Origin of the sequence: Rhizobium sp. LjRoot254 (assembly GCF_964254105.1) — a bacterium.
Lineage (GTDB): Bacteria > Pseudomonadota > Alphaproteobacteria > Rhizobiales > Rhizobiaceae > Rhizobium_E.
In genome coordinates, this window is sequence record NZ_CAXUSM020000001.1 from 5,152,711 (window position 1) to 5,171,479 (window position 18,769).

Below are 18,769 nucleotides of genomic sequence, written 5' to 3' on the forward strand. Positions count from 1 at the left end.
AGCCCTAGGATGACGTCGCGTATTGGGCGGATGGCCTGCTCAATCGCTGGCGAGCCATCCTTTCGTCGGCTAAATATCAGGCCGCGCCGGCAGCGCGCGACTTTTCGAAGCGCTTGCGGTCGTTGGCGTCGAGATACATCTTGCGGAGCCGGATCGACTTCGGCGTGACTTCCATCAGTTCATCGTCCTGGATCCAGGAAAGCGCGCGGTCGAGCGTCATGCGGATCGGCGGCGTCAGCTTGACGGCCTCGTCCTTGTTGACCGAGCGGATGTTGGTCAGCTGCTTGCCCTTGAGCACGTTGACTTCAAGGTCGTTGTCGCGCGTGTGGATGCCGATGATCATGCCGGCATAGACCTTTTCACCTGGCTCAATGATCATCGGGCCGCGGTCTTCCAGGTTGAACATCGCGTAAGCCACGGCCTCGCCGGCGGCATTGGCCAGCAGCACGCCATTGACGCGGCCGCCGATATTGCCCTTGAACGGCTGATAGGCATGGAACAGGCGGTTCATGATCGCGGTGCCGCGCGTGTCGGTCAGGAGTTCCGACTGGTAGCCGATCAGGCCACGGGTCGGGGCGAAGAAGCGCAGGCGCAGGCGGTTGCCGCCCGACGGGCGAAGCTCGACCATCTCGGCCTTGCGCTCGGACATCTTCTGCACGACGACGCCGGAATGCTCTTCATCGACGTCGATGACGACTTCCTCGATCGGCTCCATCAGGACGTCGTTCTCATCCTTGTGCATGACGACGCGCGGACGCGATACGGCCAGTTCGAAGCCTTCGCGGCGCATGGTCTCGATCAGCACGGCGAGCTGCAATTCGCCACGACCGGAAACGAAGAACGAATCCTTGCCTTCGGCTTCCTCGATCTTCAGCGCGACATTGCCTTCGGCTTCCTTGAGCAGGCGGTCGCGGATGACGCGGCTGGTCACCTTCTCGCCTTCGGTGCCGGCCAGCGGGCTGTCGTTGACGATGAAGGACATGGTGACGGTCGGCGGATCGATCGGCTGGGCATGCAGCGCCTCGGTGACCGAGGGGTCGCAGAACGTATCGGCGACGGTGCCCTTGGAGAGGCCGGCGATCGCGACGATATCGCCCGCATGGGCTTCGTCGATCGGCGTACGCTCGATGCCACGGAAGGCGAGGATCTTGGAGATGCGGCCGTTTTCGATCAGCTTGCCGTCCTGGCCGATCACCTTGACGGACTGGTTCGGCTTGATCGAGCCGGAATGAATGCGGCCGGTGATGATGCGGCCGAGGAAGGGATTGGCTTCGAGAATGGTGCCGATCATGCGGAAGGCGCCGTCTTCGTCACCGACGCTCGGCTCCGGAACATGTTCCAGCACGAGGTCGAGCAGCGGCGCGAGGCCCTGGTCCTTGGGACCTTCCGGATTGACGTTCATCCAGCCGTCGCGGCCCGAACCGTAGAGGATCGGGAAATCGAGCTGCTCGTCGGTGGCGTCGAGATTGGCGAACAGGTCGAAGACTTCGTTGATGACTTCCTCATGGCGGCCATCGGGACGGTCGATCTTGTTGATCGCCACGATCGGGCGAAGACCGACCTTGAGCGCCTTGGAAACCACGAACTTGGTCTGCGGCATCGGTCCCTCGGAGGAGTCGACCAGCACGATTGCGCCGTCGACCATCGAGAGAATGCGCTCGACTTCGCCGCCGAAGTCGGCGTGGCCTGGCGTGTCGACGATGTTGATGCGGACGCCCTTCCACTCGATCGAGGTCGCCTTGGCGAGAATGGTGATGCCGCGCTCTTTTTCGAGGTCGTTGGAGTCCATCATGCGCTCGGTCGTGCGCTGGTTGTCACGGAACGAACCCGACTGCTTCAGCAGTTCATCGACGAGCGTCGTTTTGCCATGGTCAACGTGTGCGATAATCGCGATATTTCGCATTTTCATCTGATCGGTCTCTGAAAGTTTGTGGCGGGCACAGTGGCGCGCAATTCAATTTGGCGGGCTCATACCCCTTTTTTTGCATTTGCGAAAGGGGTGAAGCGACAATCTAATGAATGCGCTTAACAGGGATGCGACAAATGCAGGGCTTGGGTGACTTGTCATCTGCGTTCAAAAGAGGGCCGGGAATGTACAGGAGTAGAGAAAAGAGTTAGCAGAAAGTGTCAGAACACAGGAATGCAAGCTGCCATTGCAGCGAGAGGAGAGGCCATGGACACAGAGCAAAAGGCAAAGGCCCCTGCTGATTTTGAACTGGTTTTAGGCCAAGGCATCCACCCATTCTATCTCGACATGTCAGCCGATCAGGTGTTCGAAGCCGCAGTAGGATGGAAAGTTCTATCTGTTGAACGTGAAGACGCAGATTGTATTCATTTCCAATTTCAAACCCGCAGAAAAAGCATCGAGGTGTGCTTGATCAATACGTTCTGGTTGGAACCGGGCGCTAAGAGCCACTATCGGGTCTATTGCATCCACACCGAAGATCTCCAATTCTCGGATGGCAAGCGTTTATCGGGAATGAAGAAGGAAAACGTTCTGCCGAGATTTACAGGTGAAAATGCCCTTGTAAGAGACAAACACCTCAGTGACGATGATGAAGACGATTGGTATTCCGCGTATTACGACAGCATGAACCAAGAGATACATTTGATATTCAACAGATATGACAAATCATCTTTCTCGATTAGTCGAAATCCCGAGTTTGGCTACGGGCAAGACTATGGCTGAGTTACGCCGCTTGCTCCCTCTTCTCCCCGCTGGGGAGAAGAGGGAGGCACCGGACGGCGCGAAACTTTAAGCCGCCGCCGTCGCCACCACCGGCTCCAGCGCCAGTTTCCGAGCCTCGACAAAATCCACCTTGCCCGTGCCCAGTACCGGCACCTTGCCGACCCGCACCTCGGCCGGCACCATCATGTCCATGGCGTTCTTCGACTTGGCGTAGGCGAGGAATTCTGCGCGGGTGGCGTTCGGGGCGTCGGTGAGCAGGATCAGGCGTTCGCCCTTCTTGGTATCCGGCACGGCTGACACCGCGGAAAGCGCGCCCGGCCACAGGCTGCCGGCAAGCGCCTCGACGGCTGCCAGCGACACCATCTCGCCGCCGATCTTGGCGAAGCGTTTGGCGCGGCCGCGGATCTTGACGAAGCCGTCGGCATCGATGGTGACGATGTCGCCGGTGTCGTGCCAGCCGTCGGGCAGGACCTCCAGCACGCCGGGATTTTCGGCGCGGAGATAGCCGGCCATGACGTTCGGACCCTTGAGATAGAGCCGGCCACCTTCATCGATGCCGGGCACCGGTTCGAGCTTCCATTCCATGCCGGGCATGATCTTACCGACCGTGCCCGACTTGTTGTACATCGGCGTGTTGATCGAGACGACCGGCGCGGTTTCGGTGACGCCATAGCCTTCGAGGATCCTGAGCCCGAACTTCTCCATATAGGTCTCGCGCGTCGAGGGCTTGACCGGCTCGGCGCCGGAGAAGATGTAGCGGATCGAGCGGAAATCGTAGGGGTGCGCGGTCCTGGCATAGCCCGACAGGAAGGTGTCGGTGCCGAAGATGATCGTCGCGTTGGAGGCATAGATCAGTTCCGGCACGATGCGATAGTGCAGCGGCGAGGGGTAGAAATAGACCGGTACGCCCGAGATCAGCGGCAGCACGGTGCCCGCCGTTAGCCCGAAGGAATGGAACACCGGCAGGATGTTGAACACCTTGTCGCCCGAGTGGAAATCGATGCGTGCGGCGGCCTGGGCGGCATTCGACAGGATGTTGCGGTGGGTCAGCACCACACCCTTCGGCGTGCCCTCGGAACCCGAGGTGAACAGGATCACTGCCGCATCGTCGGGCTTCCGCCTGACCAGTGGATGCGCCTTGCCGAGGTAGCCCATCAGCTTGTCCTTGAAGCCGATCTCGCTGCGCAGATCGTCGAGCCAGACGATCTTGACCTGCTTTTCCATCTCCTCGATCACTGGTCCAAGCTTGGCCTGGGTCACGAAAGCACGGGATGTCAGCACATGCTTCACCTTCGCAGCCGTGCAGGCGGAGAGAATATTGGTCGCTCCCGCCGTGAAGTTCAGCATCGCCGGCACCTTGCCGGCGCTCATCACGCCGAACAGCGTGGCAGCGGCGCCATTGGCGTTGGGCAGCATCACGCCGAGTGTCTCGTCGTCCGGGAAGCGTGCCTTGAACTGGGCGGCCAGCACGGCGGAACCGGTCAGCAGCTTGCCGTAGGTCAGCTTGCCGGTCACCGGATCCTCGACCGCCAGCTTTCTCATGCCGCGATCCTTGGCGGATTCGATCACCCGCTCGATCACGGTCGAATTGGTATTCGAGGTCTTGAACATCAGGTCCGACATGATCTGGTAGAGCGCGGCGCCGGCGGCGATGCGGCGGGCGCGGCCCTTGAGTTCGGCTGGCACTTCCAGCTTGCGGGGCTCAAGGATCGTCACCTTGACCTTGGGGAACCAGCGGCGGCGCACCTTCTCGTCGTTGAGATAGGTGAAATAGCTCTTCTCCAGGCCGTCAATGCGGATTGGCACGACCATCGAGCCGGTCTTGTCGGCCACCATGGCGGCACCGTCATAGACCTTCATCAGCGTGCCGGTCACGGTCAGGCGGCCCTCAGGGAAGATGCCGATCGGATTGCCGTCCTGCACGACCTTGATCAGGGTGCGGGTGGCCATCGGCTTGGTCGGGTCGAGCGGCAGGAATTTCGCGAATTTCAGGAACGGCTTCACCCACCAGGCCTGCGCGATCTTGTAGTCGACGGCGAAGGTCGGCTCTTCCTCGGTGATGGCGAGCGCGAGCGCACCGTCGAGAAGGCTCACATGGTTGAGCGCGATGATCGGCGCGACGCCGGCCTTCTTGATATTCTCCAGCCCCTCCACCTCCAGCCGCATGAAGGCACGGAAGACGATCGAGATGAGGTCGCGGAACGGGTTGGTCGGCAGCGTTTTCAGCATCAGCCAGGCAATGCCGAGATTGAGCACGGAGAGCCCCAGGATGATCATCGGAATCGACAGGCCGACAGCCTGCAGCACGGCGACGAGCCCCAACCCTACGGTGATGAACAGCGCCGACAGCACATTCGCCGCACCAATGACACGGGCGCGGCGATCCTCATGCGCCCAGGTTTGCATGGCCGCGAACGTCGGGACCGCGAGGAACGCGCCGCCGATCGCCATGCCGGCGAGATCCACCGCGACGCGGATCGTGTTCTCCCCGGCGAAGAAGCCTGATATCGTCGTGGCATGGGTGACCGACGTGAGGCCCCAGAGATTCCAGGCGAGGTCGAGGCCGAACAGCGCGATGATGGCGGTACCAACAGGCGCCGGCAGCAGCACGACGCGCCCGGCCGACATCCAGCCGGCGATCGCCGAACCGACGGCGATCGAGATCGCAAAGATGGCGAGATAGGCCGGCACAACGATTTCCGAGCCGCCGAGGATATCCTTGACCATGATTGGCAGCATGGTCATCACGAAGGCGCCGACGAACCAGAACCAGCAGTTCATCAGGGCCGAGCGCCAGATGCGCTGGTCCGCACGGATTTCGCCCACCAGCGTCACGCTCGAACGGAAGATGTTCTTGTCGATCACCAGGTCGGGCGCCTTGGAGCCGGTCGGCGGGATCATGCGGGCGGCGAGCCAGCAGAGAACCGAAAGGCCCATCATCATCGGCCCGAAGACGAGCACATTATCGCCGCCGCTGAAGGCCACGGCGGCGACGATCGTGCCGGTCAGGATGGCGATGAAGGTGCCGCCCTCGATCCAGGCATTGGCCTTGGGCAGATCCCGGCGGTCGAGATGATCGGGCAGGATGCCGTATTTGATCGGGCCGAACAGCGCGGAAATCACGCCGAAGCCGAACAGGGCAAACATCAGGACCCAGATCGATGATAGCCCGATGCCCAGCACGGCGACCGCGGCGACGCCGATCTCGGCGCGTTTCAAAAACTCCGCCATCTTGGCCTTGTCGTATTTGTCGGCGAGTTCGCCGCCGATCGCCGAGAGCGCCAGGAAGGGCAGGATGAAAATGCCGCCCGCCACCGTCACCAACGAGGCGCCTTCGGCCGCCATCTGGAACATGATCAGGAACACAAGCGTGTTCTTGAGGAAATTGTCATTGAACGCCGAGAGGAACTGCGTCCAGAACAGCGGCGCGAACTGGCGCGATGTCATCAGATTGCGTTGCATCGAGATCTTCCTTTTGCGGGCAGTGTCACCAAGCCACAGAGTCGTTAGCCAATGGTTGCATCGGACAACAACCCTGCGGCGAGGTTAATGCGCACTAACTCGCGTCGTTACGATTGATGTTGAACAGCAGCTTCTCGGTCTTGGCATCCTCGACCTTGCGGATCAGCTTGTCGGCCTCGGCGTTGTCGCGGATGGTCTTGGTCACATTCACGGTGGTCTGCACGAGCATCAAAATGCCCATGACGAGGTAGCCCTTACCCCAGAGATCGAGCGGCATCATGTAGAGGCCAAGCGCCAGCATGGTGCCCGCCGCGCCGAAGCTCAGATAGGAGAAGCTCACCCAGGCGGAAGAATGCTTCTGGAAACTCTCGTTCATAGCAGTGGTCCTTGTCCAGTGTTGATACGGTCAGGCGGCGTCGTTCATTCTCGCGCGCAGGCGAGCGAGAATGTTTTCGGGGTCGGGCTGGAGCGGCGCGCCGCATCCGGCCCTGGCGAGCTTCTCGATAATGGCGGCGGGATCGGTCCCGGCATCCATCTCGCGGAGCGCCGCCGCTGTGGTATCGATCTCCTGCTGGCGGGTGCGCAAGCGCAGCAGCGTCTCCTCGGCTTCGGAAAGCGTGGCGAGGCCGTGATGGCCGGCAGAGCGGTCGAGCTTCTGGGTATGTTCGGTGGCGCGGGCGAGGCGTTCGCCGCGCTGCAGTTCCCTGAGCCGGGCTTCCGACGCCCGGACCACCGATTTCATCCGGTCGATCGAGGCGCCGAACTGCGCCTGCGCCTTCTCGGAGGCTGTGCATTCCGCCTCGAGCCAGCCGAGCGCTTCGGCGGCCTCGCGGGCCAGCCGGTCATTGCCTTGGCTGAGGGCAGCGATTGCCCGGGTTTCGAGGTCGGCGATGCGGGCGAGTGCGGCCTTGTGCTGGCCGACCTCCTGTTCATTCTGGGCGATGGCGATGGCCACGGCCCGGCGCGCCGACTGGATCGCCGACGTTGCGTCGCGGATTTGCTGCCCGAGCAGCGGGATGGCTTGTCTGTCGAGAAAGTCCTGCTCGGCCTCGAAAGCTCGGCCGCGCAGCAATGTGAGAATTTGTTTGAACATCTCGGTTTCTCCATGTATGAACAACGTTCACGATTAAGTTCTGACACAAAGACGAACAATGTTCAAGAATTATTTTGAACGTCGTTCATTATTTCGAAAGTGAATGGTTAATGGCCGGCAAACGGGAAATGAAACGCGAGGATCTCAAGGCGCGCCTGATCGAGGCGGCACGCAACCGGATCATATTGGATGGTCTCGGCAATCTCCGGGCGCGTGATGTGACGCAGGATGCCGGCTGCGCGCTTGGCGGGCTTTACACGGCGTTCCGCGATCTCGACGAGCTGGTATGGCATGTGAACTCCTCGACGCTCGAAATGTTGGAGCATCAACTGACCGAAATGCTGGCCGAGGAGAGCGACCCCGCTGCTCAATTGAGAATCCTGGCGCGCGGCTATCTCAAATTCGCGCTCGAGAACCGGAATCTCTGGGCGGCCCTCTTCGATCACAAGCTGCCGGACGATGTGACGCCGCCGGACTGGCATCTGGAGCGTCATATGTTCCTGATCCAGTTCATCGCCCGCCCGCTCGCCCGGCTCAATCCCGATATGCCAGCGGAAGATCGCCAGATCCGCGCGCTGACCCTGTTCAGCGCCGTGCACGGCATCATCTCGATCAGCCTCGAAGGCCGCTTCGTCGGCATTCCCGCGACGCGTCTGGAAAGCGAGTTGGATGATTTCGTGGCATTGCTGGCGGCGGGGGCAAGGGCCTCTTAGGGCCGTGAGGGACGGAGACATCGCCGCCGGCTCCCCCTTCTCCCCTTGGGGAGAAGGTGGCGCGAATGCGCCGGATGAGGGGTTCCAACTCTGGTCTCGGGCGCTGCGCGCAACCCCTCATCCCGGGCGCGACATGCTGCGCCTGAGCCCTTCGGGCATCTTGTGTGTTGAATTTCTGGTAAAGTTGGTTTTGTCCGGTTTGTCCGCCTGATGTTGACGCACCAGGCGGACCACCGTCGGAGGGACCGTTGGCATCAGAGCCCTTTGGGCTGTGGAGAAGCTGGGTCGCCGTCGGCTGTTCACTGATCCGGATGGTTGCAGGGACGATCGGGTCCGGAGCCACAAGGAGGGATCGATGAACATATCGAAGTCTAACACATTTAGCGCCGGGGTCGATGTCGCCAAGCTCTGGCTGGACGCGGCGATCCACGGCTCGGAGGCGATGGTTCGGGTGGCCAACACGCCGGCCGGACATGGCGAGCTGATCGACTGGCTTTGTGCCCAGGGCGCCGGGCGCGTCGGACTGGAGGCCACCGGCGGTTATGAGCGCGCCATCGTCAAAGCCTTGCGCGACGCAGCGCTTGAGGTGGTCGTGCACCAGCCCATCGAGGTCAGGCTGTTTGCCCGCATCAAGCGCCTGCGGGCCAAGAATGATCGCATCGACGCCCGGCTGATCGCCTGCGCCACGGCCCAGGTCGAGAGCGTCAGAGCCGCCGCCGATCCGCGCCTTGCCGAACTGGCCGAGCGACTGACGGCCTATGAGCAAGCCAGCGAGCTTGCAACGCTGCTGAAGACCCAGATGGAGCATCTGAGCCTGCCCGACCTGATTGAGGATGCCCGCGCCCAGTTGACCATCCTGCTGGCGCGAAAGGCCAGGATTGTCGCCGACATCATGGCCCGCGTCCGGCTCTGGCCCGACCTCGCCCGGCGGCTCGCCCTGCTCAACTCCTTGCCTGGTGTCGGTTCCATCGTGGCGCTGAGCCTGCTGATCCGGATGCCCGAACTGGGCGCGATGAAGCGCGGACAGGCCGCCGCCCTGGTCGGTGTTGCGCCGTTCGACCGCGATTCCGGCGAGCGAAAGGGCCAGCGCTTCATTGCCGGAGGCCGCCGCAGGCCTCGAAAACTGCTCTACATGGCTGCTCTTGCCGCCAAACGATGCGATCCCGGCCATCGCAGCTTCGCCCAACGCCTGGCTGCCGCCGGAAAACCGCCCAAGCTCATCCTCGTCGCCATCATGCGAAAGCTCATCGAGGCCGCAAACCTCGTCATCCTGCGCGATACGCCTTGGGTTCCACAATAAAAATGACATGGTTGCTTCTCCCCCAAGGGGAGAAGAGGGAGCAAGCGGCTCGCTTCGTGACAGATCCATATGGGTTCGGGCGGGGTCTTTCTTAGCCAGAACTGGCCTTGTTGGCATTTTTTATTTGCAGCAAGATCAATTGCTTGCGGTCCAATATAGGAAAATAATCCTCATATCTCTTCCCATTTCTCAAACTCCATGGCACAATCCCCTCGTTCCACCTTCGGCTACCCCGCATGGCGATGCGGGCGGGGCGGAGCCGGTGCTGGTCATGGGGAGGCGACGCAAAGCCTCATGATCGGGCCCGTGCAGAAAATGGTTCTCCTCCCGGCTGAAAAAGGCCGGGGCGTGCCTGTGAGGCATTGGAGGCCCGATCGGAATGCGGGGGTGATGATCCCGCGAACGCCATGCCAGCGATGGATGGCGGGATATCGACATCGGATGCCGACGGGTTCGAGAACCTGAGCGGTACCAAGCCGTTCGGTGACGCAGAGGAACCGGAGTTGCACGGGAAAAACCACCGAATACGGGGCACGGCTACGTGTCTTAACGACCGGCTTCCGAGGGCCGGTCATCTAACTGTGGCACGGAAACGTGCCCCGGCCGATCTCTCATGCCAAGGCAAGAAGATCGGTGACGTGCATGATCAAACCACGGGGCGAAAGGGCTCGCGTGAATGCGGAGGTGTGTTTTGAGGGAAGATGGAGATGAAATCGCAAGCGTCAGAGCAAGCTCGCCCCCCTCTGCCCTGCCGGGCATCTCCCCCACAGGTGGGGAGAATATCTGCGGCACACTCATTGCCCCAATTCACCGTCCGTTGCTCAGCAACGACATTCGATTTTGGCGAGGTTTACGCCTCTAGCCATTCTCCCCACCTGTGGGGGAGATGCCCGGCAGGGCAGAGGGGGGTAGACTGCACGCGAACCGAAATCCGAATCGAGACTCGATGGGGCAGGAGACAGACATGACCGACGATGCCACCGACGTTGATGCCACCTGGCAGCCATTCAACCGCGTGAAGGACATCTCCTACCGCCTCGTCTCCTGGCCGAGCGAGAGCGGCACGTCGGGCGAGGCGGAATTCGCCGACAGGCTCGCCGGTCTGCTGCGCGAGATCCCTTATTTCCGCGACCATCCCGAGGACATCGCCCTGATCGACAGCCACGGCGCGCCGACGGCTGGGAATGTCGTGGCCGTAGTGCGCGGGTCGGGCAAGCGGACGCTGGCTTTCGGCGGCCATTTCGACACGGTCGAGACCAGCAACTATCTCGAACTCAAGCATCTCGCCTGCAAGCCGGATGAACTCACGGCGGCGCTGATCGCCGATCTCGAAAGCCGACCGCTCACGGCGACCGAAGCGCGGGCGCTAGACGATCTGAGGAGCGGCGATTTCGTCCCCGGTCGCGGCATGCTTGATATGAAGAGCGGTGTGGCGGCAGGCATTGCCGCGCTGGAGCGTTTTTCCGAAATGGCCGATCGCGTGGGCAATCTCGTTCTGTTCGCCACGCCCGACGAGGAGCGCAATTCGCGCGGCATGCGGTCGCTCCGCGATGCGCTGCCCGGTCTCATGAAACGCTGGAATCTCGATATTGTCGCCGGGGTCAATCTCGATGCGACCAGCGACCAGGGCGATGGCTCCGAGGGCCGCGCCATCTATCGCGGCACGATCGGCAAGCTCCTGCCCTTCGCCTTCGTTGTCGGCCAGGCGTCGCATGCGAGCTATCCGTTCGAGGGCATCAGCGCGCATCGCATCGCATCCGAGATCATGCTCGCCTTCGAGGCCAATCCGGCGCTTTGCGACACCGGCGAGGCGCAAGTCTCGCCGCCGCCGATCTGCCTCGAGGCGAAGGACCTGCGCGGCGGCTACGAGGTGACGACGCCCGACAAGGTCTGGCTCGCCTTCAACTGGCTCTTCCATTCGCGCACGCCGTCCGAACTCTACAGCGATTTCAATGCGATCGTGGGACGCGCGGTGGAGAAAGCGCTTGGCGACTTCAAGGCCAAGGCTGCGGACTATGCTCACATGAACGGCACCGAGCCGGGCAAACTCGATTTCACGGGTCGCGTGATCAGCTTTGCCGAACTGAGGCAAGAGACGTTGAAGGCGGGAGGCTTGGATGCGCAGCATCGCTTCGATGCTTTGGCTTCGTCGCTCGCCGGCAACGACAATCCGCTGAACGTCACCCGCTCGCTGGTCGAGTTCATGGCGGCCGAGGCGCGTATCACTGGCCCGGCCGTCATCACCGGCTTCTCCAGCCTGCACTATCCGCACACGCATCTGGACCTGTCGCGCGATCTCGACCGGAGTTTTGCCGAAGCGCTGGACCGGGCGCGCGGCGCGATCGAGAGCCGGCACGCCACCAGCTTCAAGCGGCGCGAATATTTCACCGGCATATCGGACATGAGCTTCTTCGGCGCCGCGATCGATGAAAGCGATACCGCCGTCGTGGCCGACAACACGCCCGCGGCGCTCTGGGTCGATCGCCCGCCGGCCGATACGCTCACCTATCCCGTCGTCAATATCGGTCCATGGGGACGGGAGTTTCATCAGCGGCTCGAACGGCTCTACATGCCGTACGCCTTCGACGTTTTCCCGAAATTCCTCGTCGAGATCGTCCGGGAGGTGTTGCTCAAGCGGTAGGGCGGGCGTTCCACCAATGCAGGAACGGCGGCAGCGCGCCGGTCAAGATAGCGAAGGCGCTGGCGATGATCAGGAATAGCCAGCTATCGCTGTCGCCGGCATCGAACGTGGCTTGCATCATGCCGGTACCGATCATGACGGCAATGAGGAAGAAGATGGCGAGGCACAGGCTGGCGGCTGGCGCCCGCTTTGAGCGCGCATAGCGGAGAATGATGCCGACGGCGATCACCGACGAGCCGATGAAGACGACCGAGCCGATTATATAGGGCCGTGTCAGTTCCTTGTCGGACTCGATGAGGCGGAAGCCCTGGGCGGCAAAGGCGTATACGAGGAAGCCCAGCACGAGCAGGCCCATCGAGCCGGGGATCATGCAGAGCACCGCCAGCACGATGCGGAGCACCACCGGCCCATTGCCTTGGTTCTGGCTCGTGACCGGCTCGCTCATTCCCAACCCTTCGGTGTCTCGGTGATAGCAGGCTGCGGTTTAGTCATCACCCAATGCAGGAAGGGCGGAAGCGCCACCACCAGCAAGGCGACGATGCAGCAGCCCTGGAGAAACACCACCTCGATGCTGTTGTCGGACGTGTTGGTGTCGGAGAAGACGAAGTAGGTGCCGATGATGAACCCGACCGACAGGACGGCGAGGAAAAGGCTCGCAAGCGGCGCACGACCCCAATGCGCGAGCCTGAGCATCACGCCGACGATAATCAGTCCGGCCGCGATCGCAGCCGCGGCGCAAAGGCCGAAGAGCCAGCCGATGGCGCCTTCGATGCCAGTGAAACCCCTGCTGCTATCGGCCCATTCGCCGATAACCGTCAGATATACCAGGCCGCCGGGTATGAGCAGGCCGAGGCCGACAATGCCGAGGACCGCAAGCAGAATCCATCGCGCCGAGGTTCCGACTGCATCGCTCGATCCGCCTGTGTCCGCCAAATTCGTCACCATCCGCCGAACCCGATGGGCCGGCGCTTCCGATATGAAAATCTACGTGGGAACGGCGGGATGCAAGCATTTATTCTCGGCAGGGCGCAGACGAGGCTGCGCCCTGCCGCCGATGGATCGGACGTCAGATCATCCGGACCGGATCGAGTGTCACCTTGTAGAGTTCCTTGTCGTCGCGGTTGATCAGCCGGACGGTGAGCTGTTCGGTCGCGCCGTCAATATCGACGAGGCCGAAGAACTGCAGGCCGGCCGAGGGCGGCAGGTTCTGGCCCTGCTCCTTGGTCGGCGCGCCGACGAACTTCACTTCCGGACCGAAGGTCGCATCCATGTCGTTGGGGCCGAAGCTGCCGGCATGGATCGGGCCTGCGACGAATTCCCAGAATGGGTTGAAATCCTGGAACTGTGCCTTGTCGGGATTGTAGTAATGTGCGGCGGAGTAATGCACATCGGCGGTCAGCCAGACCGTGTTGGTGATACCCGAGGTCTTGATGTAGCGCAGCAGGTCGGCGATTTCGAGTTCGCGGCCGCTTGCGGGGCCGTTGTCGCCGTTGGAGATCGCCTCGGCACCCTTCTTCTCCTTGCCGTTGTCCCAGACGATAATGCCGATCGGCATGTCGCAGGCAAGGATCTTCCAGGTGGCGCGGGAATTGGCGAGTTCGCGCTTCAGCCAGCGCATCTGCTCGGCGCCGACAATCCGCGAATTGTCGTCGAGCACCGTCTCCTTCGATTCACCGTTCGGGCCGCGATAGGAGCGCAGGTCGATGAAGAACACATCCATCATCGGGCCGTAGGAAATCTTGCGATAGATGCGGCCCGGCTCGGCCGGCGTATAGCTGATCGGCGTCATTTCATGGAAGGCGCGGGCAGCGCGGGCGGAGAGCAGCGCGACCGATTTTTCCGTGTAGCGATCATCCGCCATCAGGCTCTTGGACGCCGACCAATTGTTGGTCACTTCATGGTCGTCCCACTGGAAGAAGGTTGGACAGACGGCGTTCAGTGCGCGGACGTGTTCGTCCATCATGTTGTATTTCCACTGGCCGCGATACTCAGTGAGCGTCTCGGCGACCTTCATCTTTTCGGGGATGACGACCTTGTTGACCCATTTGGTGCCATCCGGCAGGTCGACGCTCTCCTTGAGCGGACCGTCGGCATAGATCGTGTCACCGGAATGGAGGAAGAAATCCGGCTGGTGCCTGGCGATCGTGGCATAGGAATACATGCCCTTGTCGTCGATGCCCCAGCCCTGGCCGACCGTATCGCCCGACCATGCGAAGCGGATGTTGCGGCGCGACGACGGCCCGGTACGGAAGCGGCCGGTGACCGGCTCGGACATGACATTGATGTCGGAGAGATCGGCCGCCGTAAAGCGATAGAAGATCTCCTGGTCGGAGGGCAGGTTCTCGACGAGGCGCTTGACGGCGAAATCGCTTTCGGGCAGCGCGTTCATCGGCGCGAGCCGGATCGGGTCCTTGAAGCTCTCGACGGTGGAAATCTCCATCTGGATCCGCGAGGGACGGTCGACGCGCGTCCAAATCATGCCCGAGGACGAATCGACGTCGCCCGACTGAATGCCGTGCGTGAAGCTCGGCGCGTTGGCGGCGCGCGCATAGAAGGGCATCGCGAGGCCTGATGTGGCTGCGAAGAGGCCTGTCGCGGCCGTGCTCTTCAAAAGGGTTCGGCGTGAAAGTGTGCTGGTGATCCTGGACATGAAGCTCTCCTTGATTCCGCTCGCGGGTCATGCCCGCGGGCGGCAACAAACAGGGAATTCATGTCAGCCGGGTTATATCCCGATGACGTTTCGATGATGCTTTGGTGACAGAACTCAGGCCGCCAGTCCTTTCTTCTTAAGCATCGCGTCGGGGCTCGGCAGTTTGCCGCGGAAGGCCTTGTAGGCATCCTCCGGGTCGATCGAGCCACCGACGGAATAGATGTTTTCCTTGAGCCGCCTGGCGGTCTCGGCGTTGAACGGGTTGCCGGTTTCCATGAAGGCCTCGAAAGCGTCGGCATCGAGCACTTCCGACCACATGTAGGAATAGTAGCCGGCGGAATAGCCGTCGCCGGAGAAGACGTGGCTGAAATGCGGCGTGCGGTGGCGCATGACGATCGACGACGGCATGCCGATCTCGGCCAGCACTTCCGTTGTCAGCACCATCGGGTCGCCCGGCGGCCTGGTGTGGAAGGCCATGTCGACCAGCGCCGAGGAGGTGAATTCGACCGTGTTGAAACCGGCATTGAAGGTGCGTGCGGCGAGAACCTTGTCGAGCAGTTCCTCGGGCATCGGCGCGCCGGTCTCGTAATGCAGGGCGTATTCCTTGAGGATATCGGGCACGGTCAGCCAATGCTCGTAAAGCTGCGACGGCAGTTCGACGAAGTCGCGCGATACGCTGGTGCCGGACACGGTCGGATAGGTCACGTCGGACAGCATGCCGTGGAGCGCATGGCCGAATTCGTGGAACAGCGTGCGGGCATCGTCTATGGAGAGCAGCGCCGGCTTGCCTTCGGCGGGCTTGGCGAAGTTGCAGACATTGTAGATGATCGGGATCTCACCCTTGGCGCCGTTCTTGAGCGGCAGCTTGTGCTGGCTCTGGAAGGCACTCATCCAGGCACCGGAACGCTTCGAGGGCCGCGCGAAATAATCGCCCATGAACAGCGCTACCAGATTGTCGTCGAAATCGCGGATCTCATAGACGCGGACATCGGGATGGTAGCCTGCGATATCCGTGCGGCGCACGGCCTTGATGGAGAAGAGCTTGCCGGCGACCGCGAAGCAGGCGTCGATGATTTTTTCGAGCTGGAGATAGGGCTTGAGTTCGCTTTCCGAGAAATTGAAGGTTTTGGCCCTGAGTTTCTCGGCGAAATGCCGCCAGTCCCAGGGCTGCACGCCGTGGTTCTTGCCTTCCTCGGCGATCAGGCGGGCCAGATCGGCCTCTTCCTCCAGGGCGCGGAGACGGGCCTTTTCCCAGACCTTCATCAGCAGGCCGTTCACGGCGCCGGCGTCCTTGGCCATGGTGTTGTCGAGCTTGAGTGCCGCATAATGCGGATAGCCGAGCAGCCTGGCCTTTTCGTCGCGAAGCGCGACCGTCTCGGCGATGATCTCGCGGTTATCCGTAGGGCCGGGATTTTCGCCGCGCGCGGTCCAGGCGTTGAAGGCCTGTTCGCGGAGGTCACGCCGTTCGGAGAAGGTCAGGAACGGCTCGATGATCGAGCGCGAGAGAGTGACGGCATATTTGCCCTTCTCGCCCCGCGCCTCGGCGGCCGCGGCCATGGCATCGCGGACGAAATCCGGCAGGCCGGAGAGTTCGTCTTCATCGGAGAGCAACAGGAACCAGTTCTTCTCGTCGGCCAGCACGTTCTGGCCGAAATTGGTGCCGAGGCTCGAAAGCTTTTCGTTGATCTCGGCAAGGCGCTTCTGCCGCTCCTTGGGCAGCTTGGCGCCGGATTTCACAAAACCCTTCCAGTGACGTTCGAGTACGCGGGTTTCCTCGAGCGTCAGGCTGAGGCTGTCCTTGCTCTCCCAGAGCGCATCGATGCGCTTGAACAGCGGTTCGTTCTGGCCGATTTTCGAATAGTGCCGCGACATGACGGGCGAGATTTCGCGTTCGAGATGCTGGATCGCCTCGTTGGTATCCGAACCCGCCTTGTTCCAGAAGATCGACGAGACGTGGGAGAGTTCGTCGCCGGCGATTTCCAGCGCGGTGATGGTGTTGGCGAAGGTCGGCGCTTCGGGATTGTTGGCGATCGTGTCGATCTCTGCGTCATGGGCCACTAGAGCGAAATCGAAGGCCGGCTTGAAATCCTCGTCGCGGACGGCGGCGAAGCGCGGCAGGCCGTGCGGGCCGTCCCAGTTGAAGATGGCCTGGTTGATGGCGGGTTCGGTCATGGGCTTTCCTTCGCGGATGCATCTGGTCTCGTGAATCACCAGCAATATAGGAAGTCATGCCGGGGATTTGATACCGCAAACGTTGAAAGGGCCGAAAATTCCGCTTGTCGCCCACCTCAGCCCTTCAGGTAGGCTTGCAGAGTACGCCCCAGTTCGCGGACAATGAGTTCCGGGGGAAGATCGACGACAGGCTGCAACTTGATGACGTAGCGGCTGAAGGCTAGCCCCAGAAGCTGGGTTGCGACAAGAGCCGCCCGGTCTTTTGGCTTCAGCGGTCCTTCGATGCGCGCCAGCGCCGGCATGACTTGGCCGGCGAAGACCTCGCGGAGCTTTTGCAGCGCGAACTCGTTCGATGCGGCGGAGCGCAACAGAACCGCCATGCCGCTATTGCCCTGCTCGCCCTCCCAGATATCGAGGAAATGCCGGACCAGCACTTCGCCCAACCGAGAAGGCTCGACCTGGCTGGGGTCGGGCAGTTTGAGATCGAACACGGCGATACGGGCGAAAAGTTCGTCCTTGCTGCCGAAATAGCGGATCACCATGGCCGGATCGATCGAGGCCGCCGAGGCGATATCCCGGATCGTGGTGCGCTCATAACCATTCTCGGCAAAGATCTGGCGCGCAGCTTCCAGGATGGTCGCCCGGGTTCGTTCGGATTTGGTCTGCTTCACGGAATCACTCATCCGACAAAAATGCCAACACCCGTTGACAAATGCAAGGGCTCGATCTAAAAGTCAACACACGTTGACAAAAGGAGATCGAAATGTTGACCGAAAAGACGGATGTATTGATCGTCGGCGCCGGTCCCACCGGACTGGCCCTGGCCATTGCCCTGAAGCAGGCGGGCGTAGCCCATTTGCTGGTCGAAAAGCTGCCGTCGGGGCAGAACACCTCGCGGGCAGCCGTCATCCATGCCCATACGCTGGAAGCATTGGAAAAGCTTGATGTCGTCGGCGAGCTGACGCGCCGCGGCATGAACCTCACCAAGTTCGCACTTCGGGATCGCGACCGCACATTGCTCAGGCTACGGTTCGACCAATTGCCTTCGCGCTATGCCGAGATATTGATGCTGCCGCAGGACGAGACGGAAGCGGTGCTGCAGGAGCGCCTTCTGGCGCTGGGCGGATCGGTTCACTGGAACACGGCGGTGTCGTCGGTCGAGAAGCATGGCGATGGCCATGTGGCGCGGCTCACGACATCAGAGGGCGAGCGTGCAGTGCAGGCCCGTTTCGTCGTCGGCGCCGACGGCATGCATTCGATCGTGCGCCAGAGTGCGGGCATCGGCTTCGAAGGCGAGACCTATGCCGGATCCTTTGTGCTCGCCGATATCACCATGGACTGGAGCATCGGCAATGAGGAAGTGTCGCTGTTCTTCTCGCCATCAGGCATGGCTGTCGTGGCGCCCCTACCGCATGGCCGCTACCGCGTCGTTGCGACGATGGAGAATGCGCCTGAGAAGCCCGGCATCGCCGACATCCAGTCGATTCTTGCGGCGCGGGGTCCGTCGGATGGCAAGACGATGGTTCGCGAGGTGATCTGGAGTTCGCGCTTCCGGCTGCATCACCGCGTCGCCACGGCCTATCGCAACGGCGGCATGCTGCTGATGGGTGATGCCGCCCACGTCCATAGCCCGGCCGGCGGGCAGGGCATGAATACCGGGTTGGTCGATGCCATGGTTCTGGGCGAAGCGCTAACGCGGGTGGTCAGGGACGGTCGGCCCGAAACGGAACTCGACCGCTACGAGGCGCTGCGGCGTCCAGCAGCAATCGAAGTCCTCGCCATGGCGGATCGCCTGACCGGTCTTGCAATGGTCCAGGGCGGATTCCGTCGCGCGGTGCGCAACGTGGCGCTCGGCGTTCTCGACAAGATCGGGCCGCTGAAGCGGAAGCTGGAACTCGGCCTGTCGGGGCTCAGCCGCAAGGCTTATTCCGAGCTGTGAGTTTCGGAGCGGGCATTATCCCTTCGCCGGAAAGCGCTAGGACCGGCGGGACACCCCTTTCGTCATCCTCGGGCTTGTGTGGACGAAGTGTGTTTAACTTGATGCACCGG

Annotated in this window: 14 protein-coding genes; 5 read left to right on the top strand and 9 right to left on the bottom strand. The window is 61.8% G+C overall.

Annotation, left to right across the window (positions count from 1 at the left end):
• Positions 1-76: 76 nt before the first annotated feature.
• Complete coding sequence (gene typA, locus ACSQ26_RS25410) at positions 77-1,909, bottom strand: translational GTPase TypA (RefSeq protein ID WP_436013889.1); 1,833 nt, start codon at positions 1,907-1,909, stop codon at positions 77-79.
• 231 nt (positions 1,910-2,140) lie between these two features.
• Here typA and ACSQ26_RS25415 point away from each other — a divergent pair, with 231 nt between their 5' ends.
• A complete protein-coding gene (locus ACSQ26_RS25415; protein ID WP_436013891.1) occupies positions 2,141-2,689 on the top strand; it encodes a hypothetical protein in 549 nt (182 codons plus the stop codon).
• A gap of 66 nt (positions 2,690-2,755) precedes the next feature.
• Here ACSQ26_RS25415 and ACSQ26_RS25420 read toward each other — a convergent pair whose 3' ends face one another.
• The 3 genes from ACSQ26_RS25420 to ACSQ26_RS25430 form a co-directional block, all read right to left on the bottom strand.
• Positions 2,756-6,151, bottom strand: a complete 3,396-nt coding sequence (locus tag ACSQ26_RS25420) for an acyl-[ACP]--phospholipid O-acyltransferase (protein WP_436013893.1) — start codon at positions 6,149-6,151, stop codon at positions 2,756-2,758.
• Between the two features lie 94 nt (positions 6,152-6,245).
• Positions 6,246-6,527 (bottom strand): YiaA/YiaB family inner membrane protein, encoded by a 282-nt coding sequence (locus ACSQ26_RS25425; RefSeq protein ID WP_258159122.1) that lies wholly within the window; start codon positions 6,525-6,527, stop codon positions 6,246-6,248.
• Positions 6,528-6,557: 30 nt separating this feature from the next.
• Complete coding sequence (locus ACSQ26_RS25430) at positions 6,558-7,244, bottom strand: PspA/IM30 family protein (protein WP_436013895.1); 687 nt, start codon at positions 7,242-7,244, stop codon at positions 6,558-6,560.
• A 110-nt stretch (positions 7,245-7,354) separates the two neighbouring features.
• Between ACSQ26_RS25430 and ACSQ26_RS25435 the strand changes: the two genes are divergently transcribed.
• The 3 genes from ACSQ26_RS25435 to ACSQ26_RS25445 all read left to right on the top strand — a co-directional run bounded on the left by ACSQ26_RS25435 (position 7,355) and on the right by ACSQ26_RS25445 (position 11,898).
• Entirely contained in the window at positions 7,355-7,957 is a 603-nt protein-coding gene (locus tag ACSQ26_RS25435; RefSeq protein ID WP_436013897.1) for a TetR/AcrR family transcriptional regulator, read from the top strand.
• Positions 7,958-8,312: 355 nt separating this feature from the next.
• Positions 8,313-9,257, top strand: coding sequence for an IS110 family transposase (locus tag ACSQ26_RS25440; protein ID WP_436005541.1), 945 nt, complete (start codon positions 8,313-8,315; stop codon positions 9,255-9,257).
• Positions 9,258-10,221: 964 nt separating this feature from the next.
• A complete protein-coding gene (locus tag ACSQ26_RS25445) occupies positions 10,222-11,898 on the top strand; it encodes a M20/M25/M40 family metallo-hydrolase (RefSeq protein ID WP_436013899.1) in 1,677 nt (558 codons plus the stop codon).
• Here the strand turns inward: ACSQ26_RS25445 and ACSQ26_RS25450 are convergent.
• The 5 genes from ACSQ26_RS25450 to ACSQ26_RS25470 all read right to left on the bottom strand — a co-directional run bounded on the left by ACSQ26_RS25450 (position 11,888) and on the right by ACSQ26_RS25470 (position 17,391).
• Positions 11,888-12,343, bottom strand: a complete 456-nt coding sequence (locus tag ACSQ26_RS25450) for a hypothetical protein (RefSeq protein ID WP_436013901.1) — start codon at positions 12,341-12,343, stop codon at positions 11,888-11,890. The genes ACSQ26_RS25445 and ACSQ26_RS25450 overlap by 11 nt on opposite strands.
• The gene (locus ACSQ26_RS25455) at positions 12,340-12,831 is read right to left on the bottom strand and encodes a hypothetical protein (RefSeq protein ID WP_436013903.1); all 492 of its coding nucleotides are present in this window, start codon (positions 12,829-12,831) and stop codon (positions 12,340-12,342) included. The genes ACSQ26_RS25450 and ACSQ26_RS25455 overlap by 4 nt, the downstream gene beginning before the upstream one ends.
• 133 nt (positions 12,832-12,964) lie before the next feature.
• Positions 12,965-14,548 carry an alkaline phosphatase D family protein gene (locus ACSQ26_RS25460; RefSeq protein WP_436013905.1) on the bottom strand — a complete coding sequence of 528 codons (1,584 nt, stop codon included), beginning with the start codon at positions 14,546-14,548 and terminating at the stop codon, positions 12,965-12,967.
• Between the two features lie 114 nt (positions 14,549-14,662).
• Entirely contained in the window at positions 14,663-16,720 is a 2,058-nt protein-coding gene (locus ACSQ26_RS25465; RefSeq protein ID WP_436013907.1) for a M3 family metallopeptidase, read from the bottom strand.
• Positions 16,721-16,836: 116 nt separating this feature from the next.
• Entirely contained in the window at positions 16,837-17,391 is a 555-nt protein-coding gene (locus ACSQ26_RS25470) for a TetR family transcriptional regulator (RefSeq protein ID WP_436013909.1), read from the bottom strand.
• A 92-nt stretch (positions 17,392-17,483) separates the two neighbouring features.
• Here ACSQ26_RS25470 and ACSQ26_RS25475 point away from each other — a divergent pair, with 92 nt between their 5' ends.
• Positions 17,484-18,659 carry an FAD-dependent oxidoreductase gene (locus ACSQ26_RS25475; protein ID WP_436013911.1) on the top strand — a complete coding sequence of 392 codons (1,176 nt, stop codon included), beginning with the start codon at positions 17,484-17,486 and terminating at the stop codon, positions 18,657-18,659.
• Positions 18,660-18,769 lie beyond the last annotated feature (110 nt).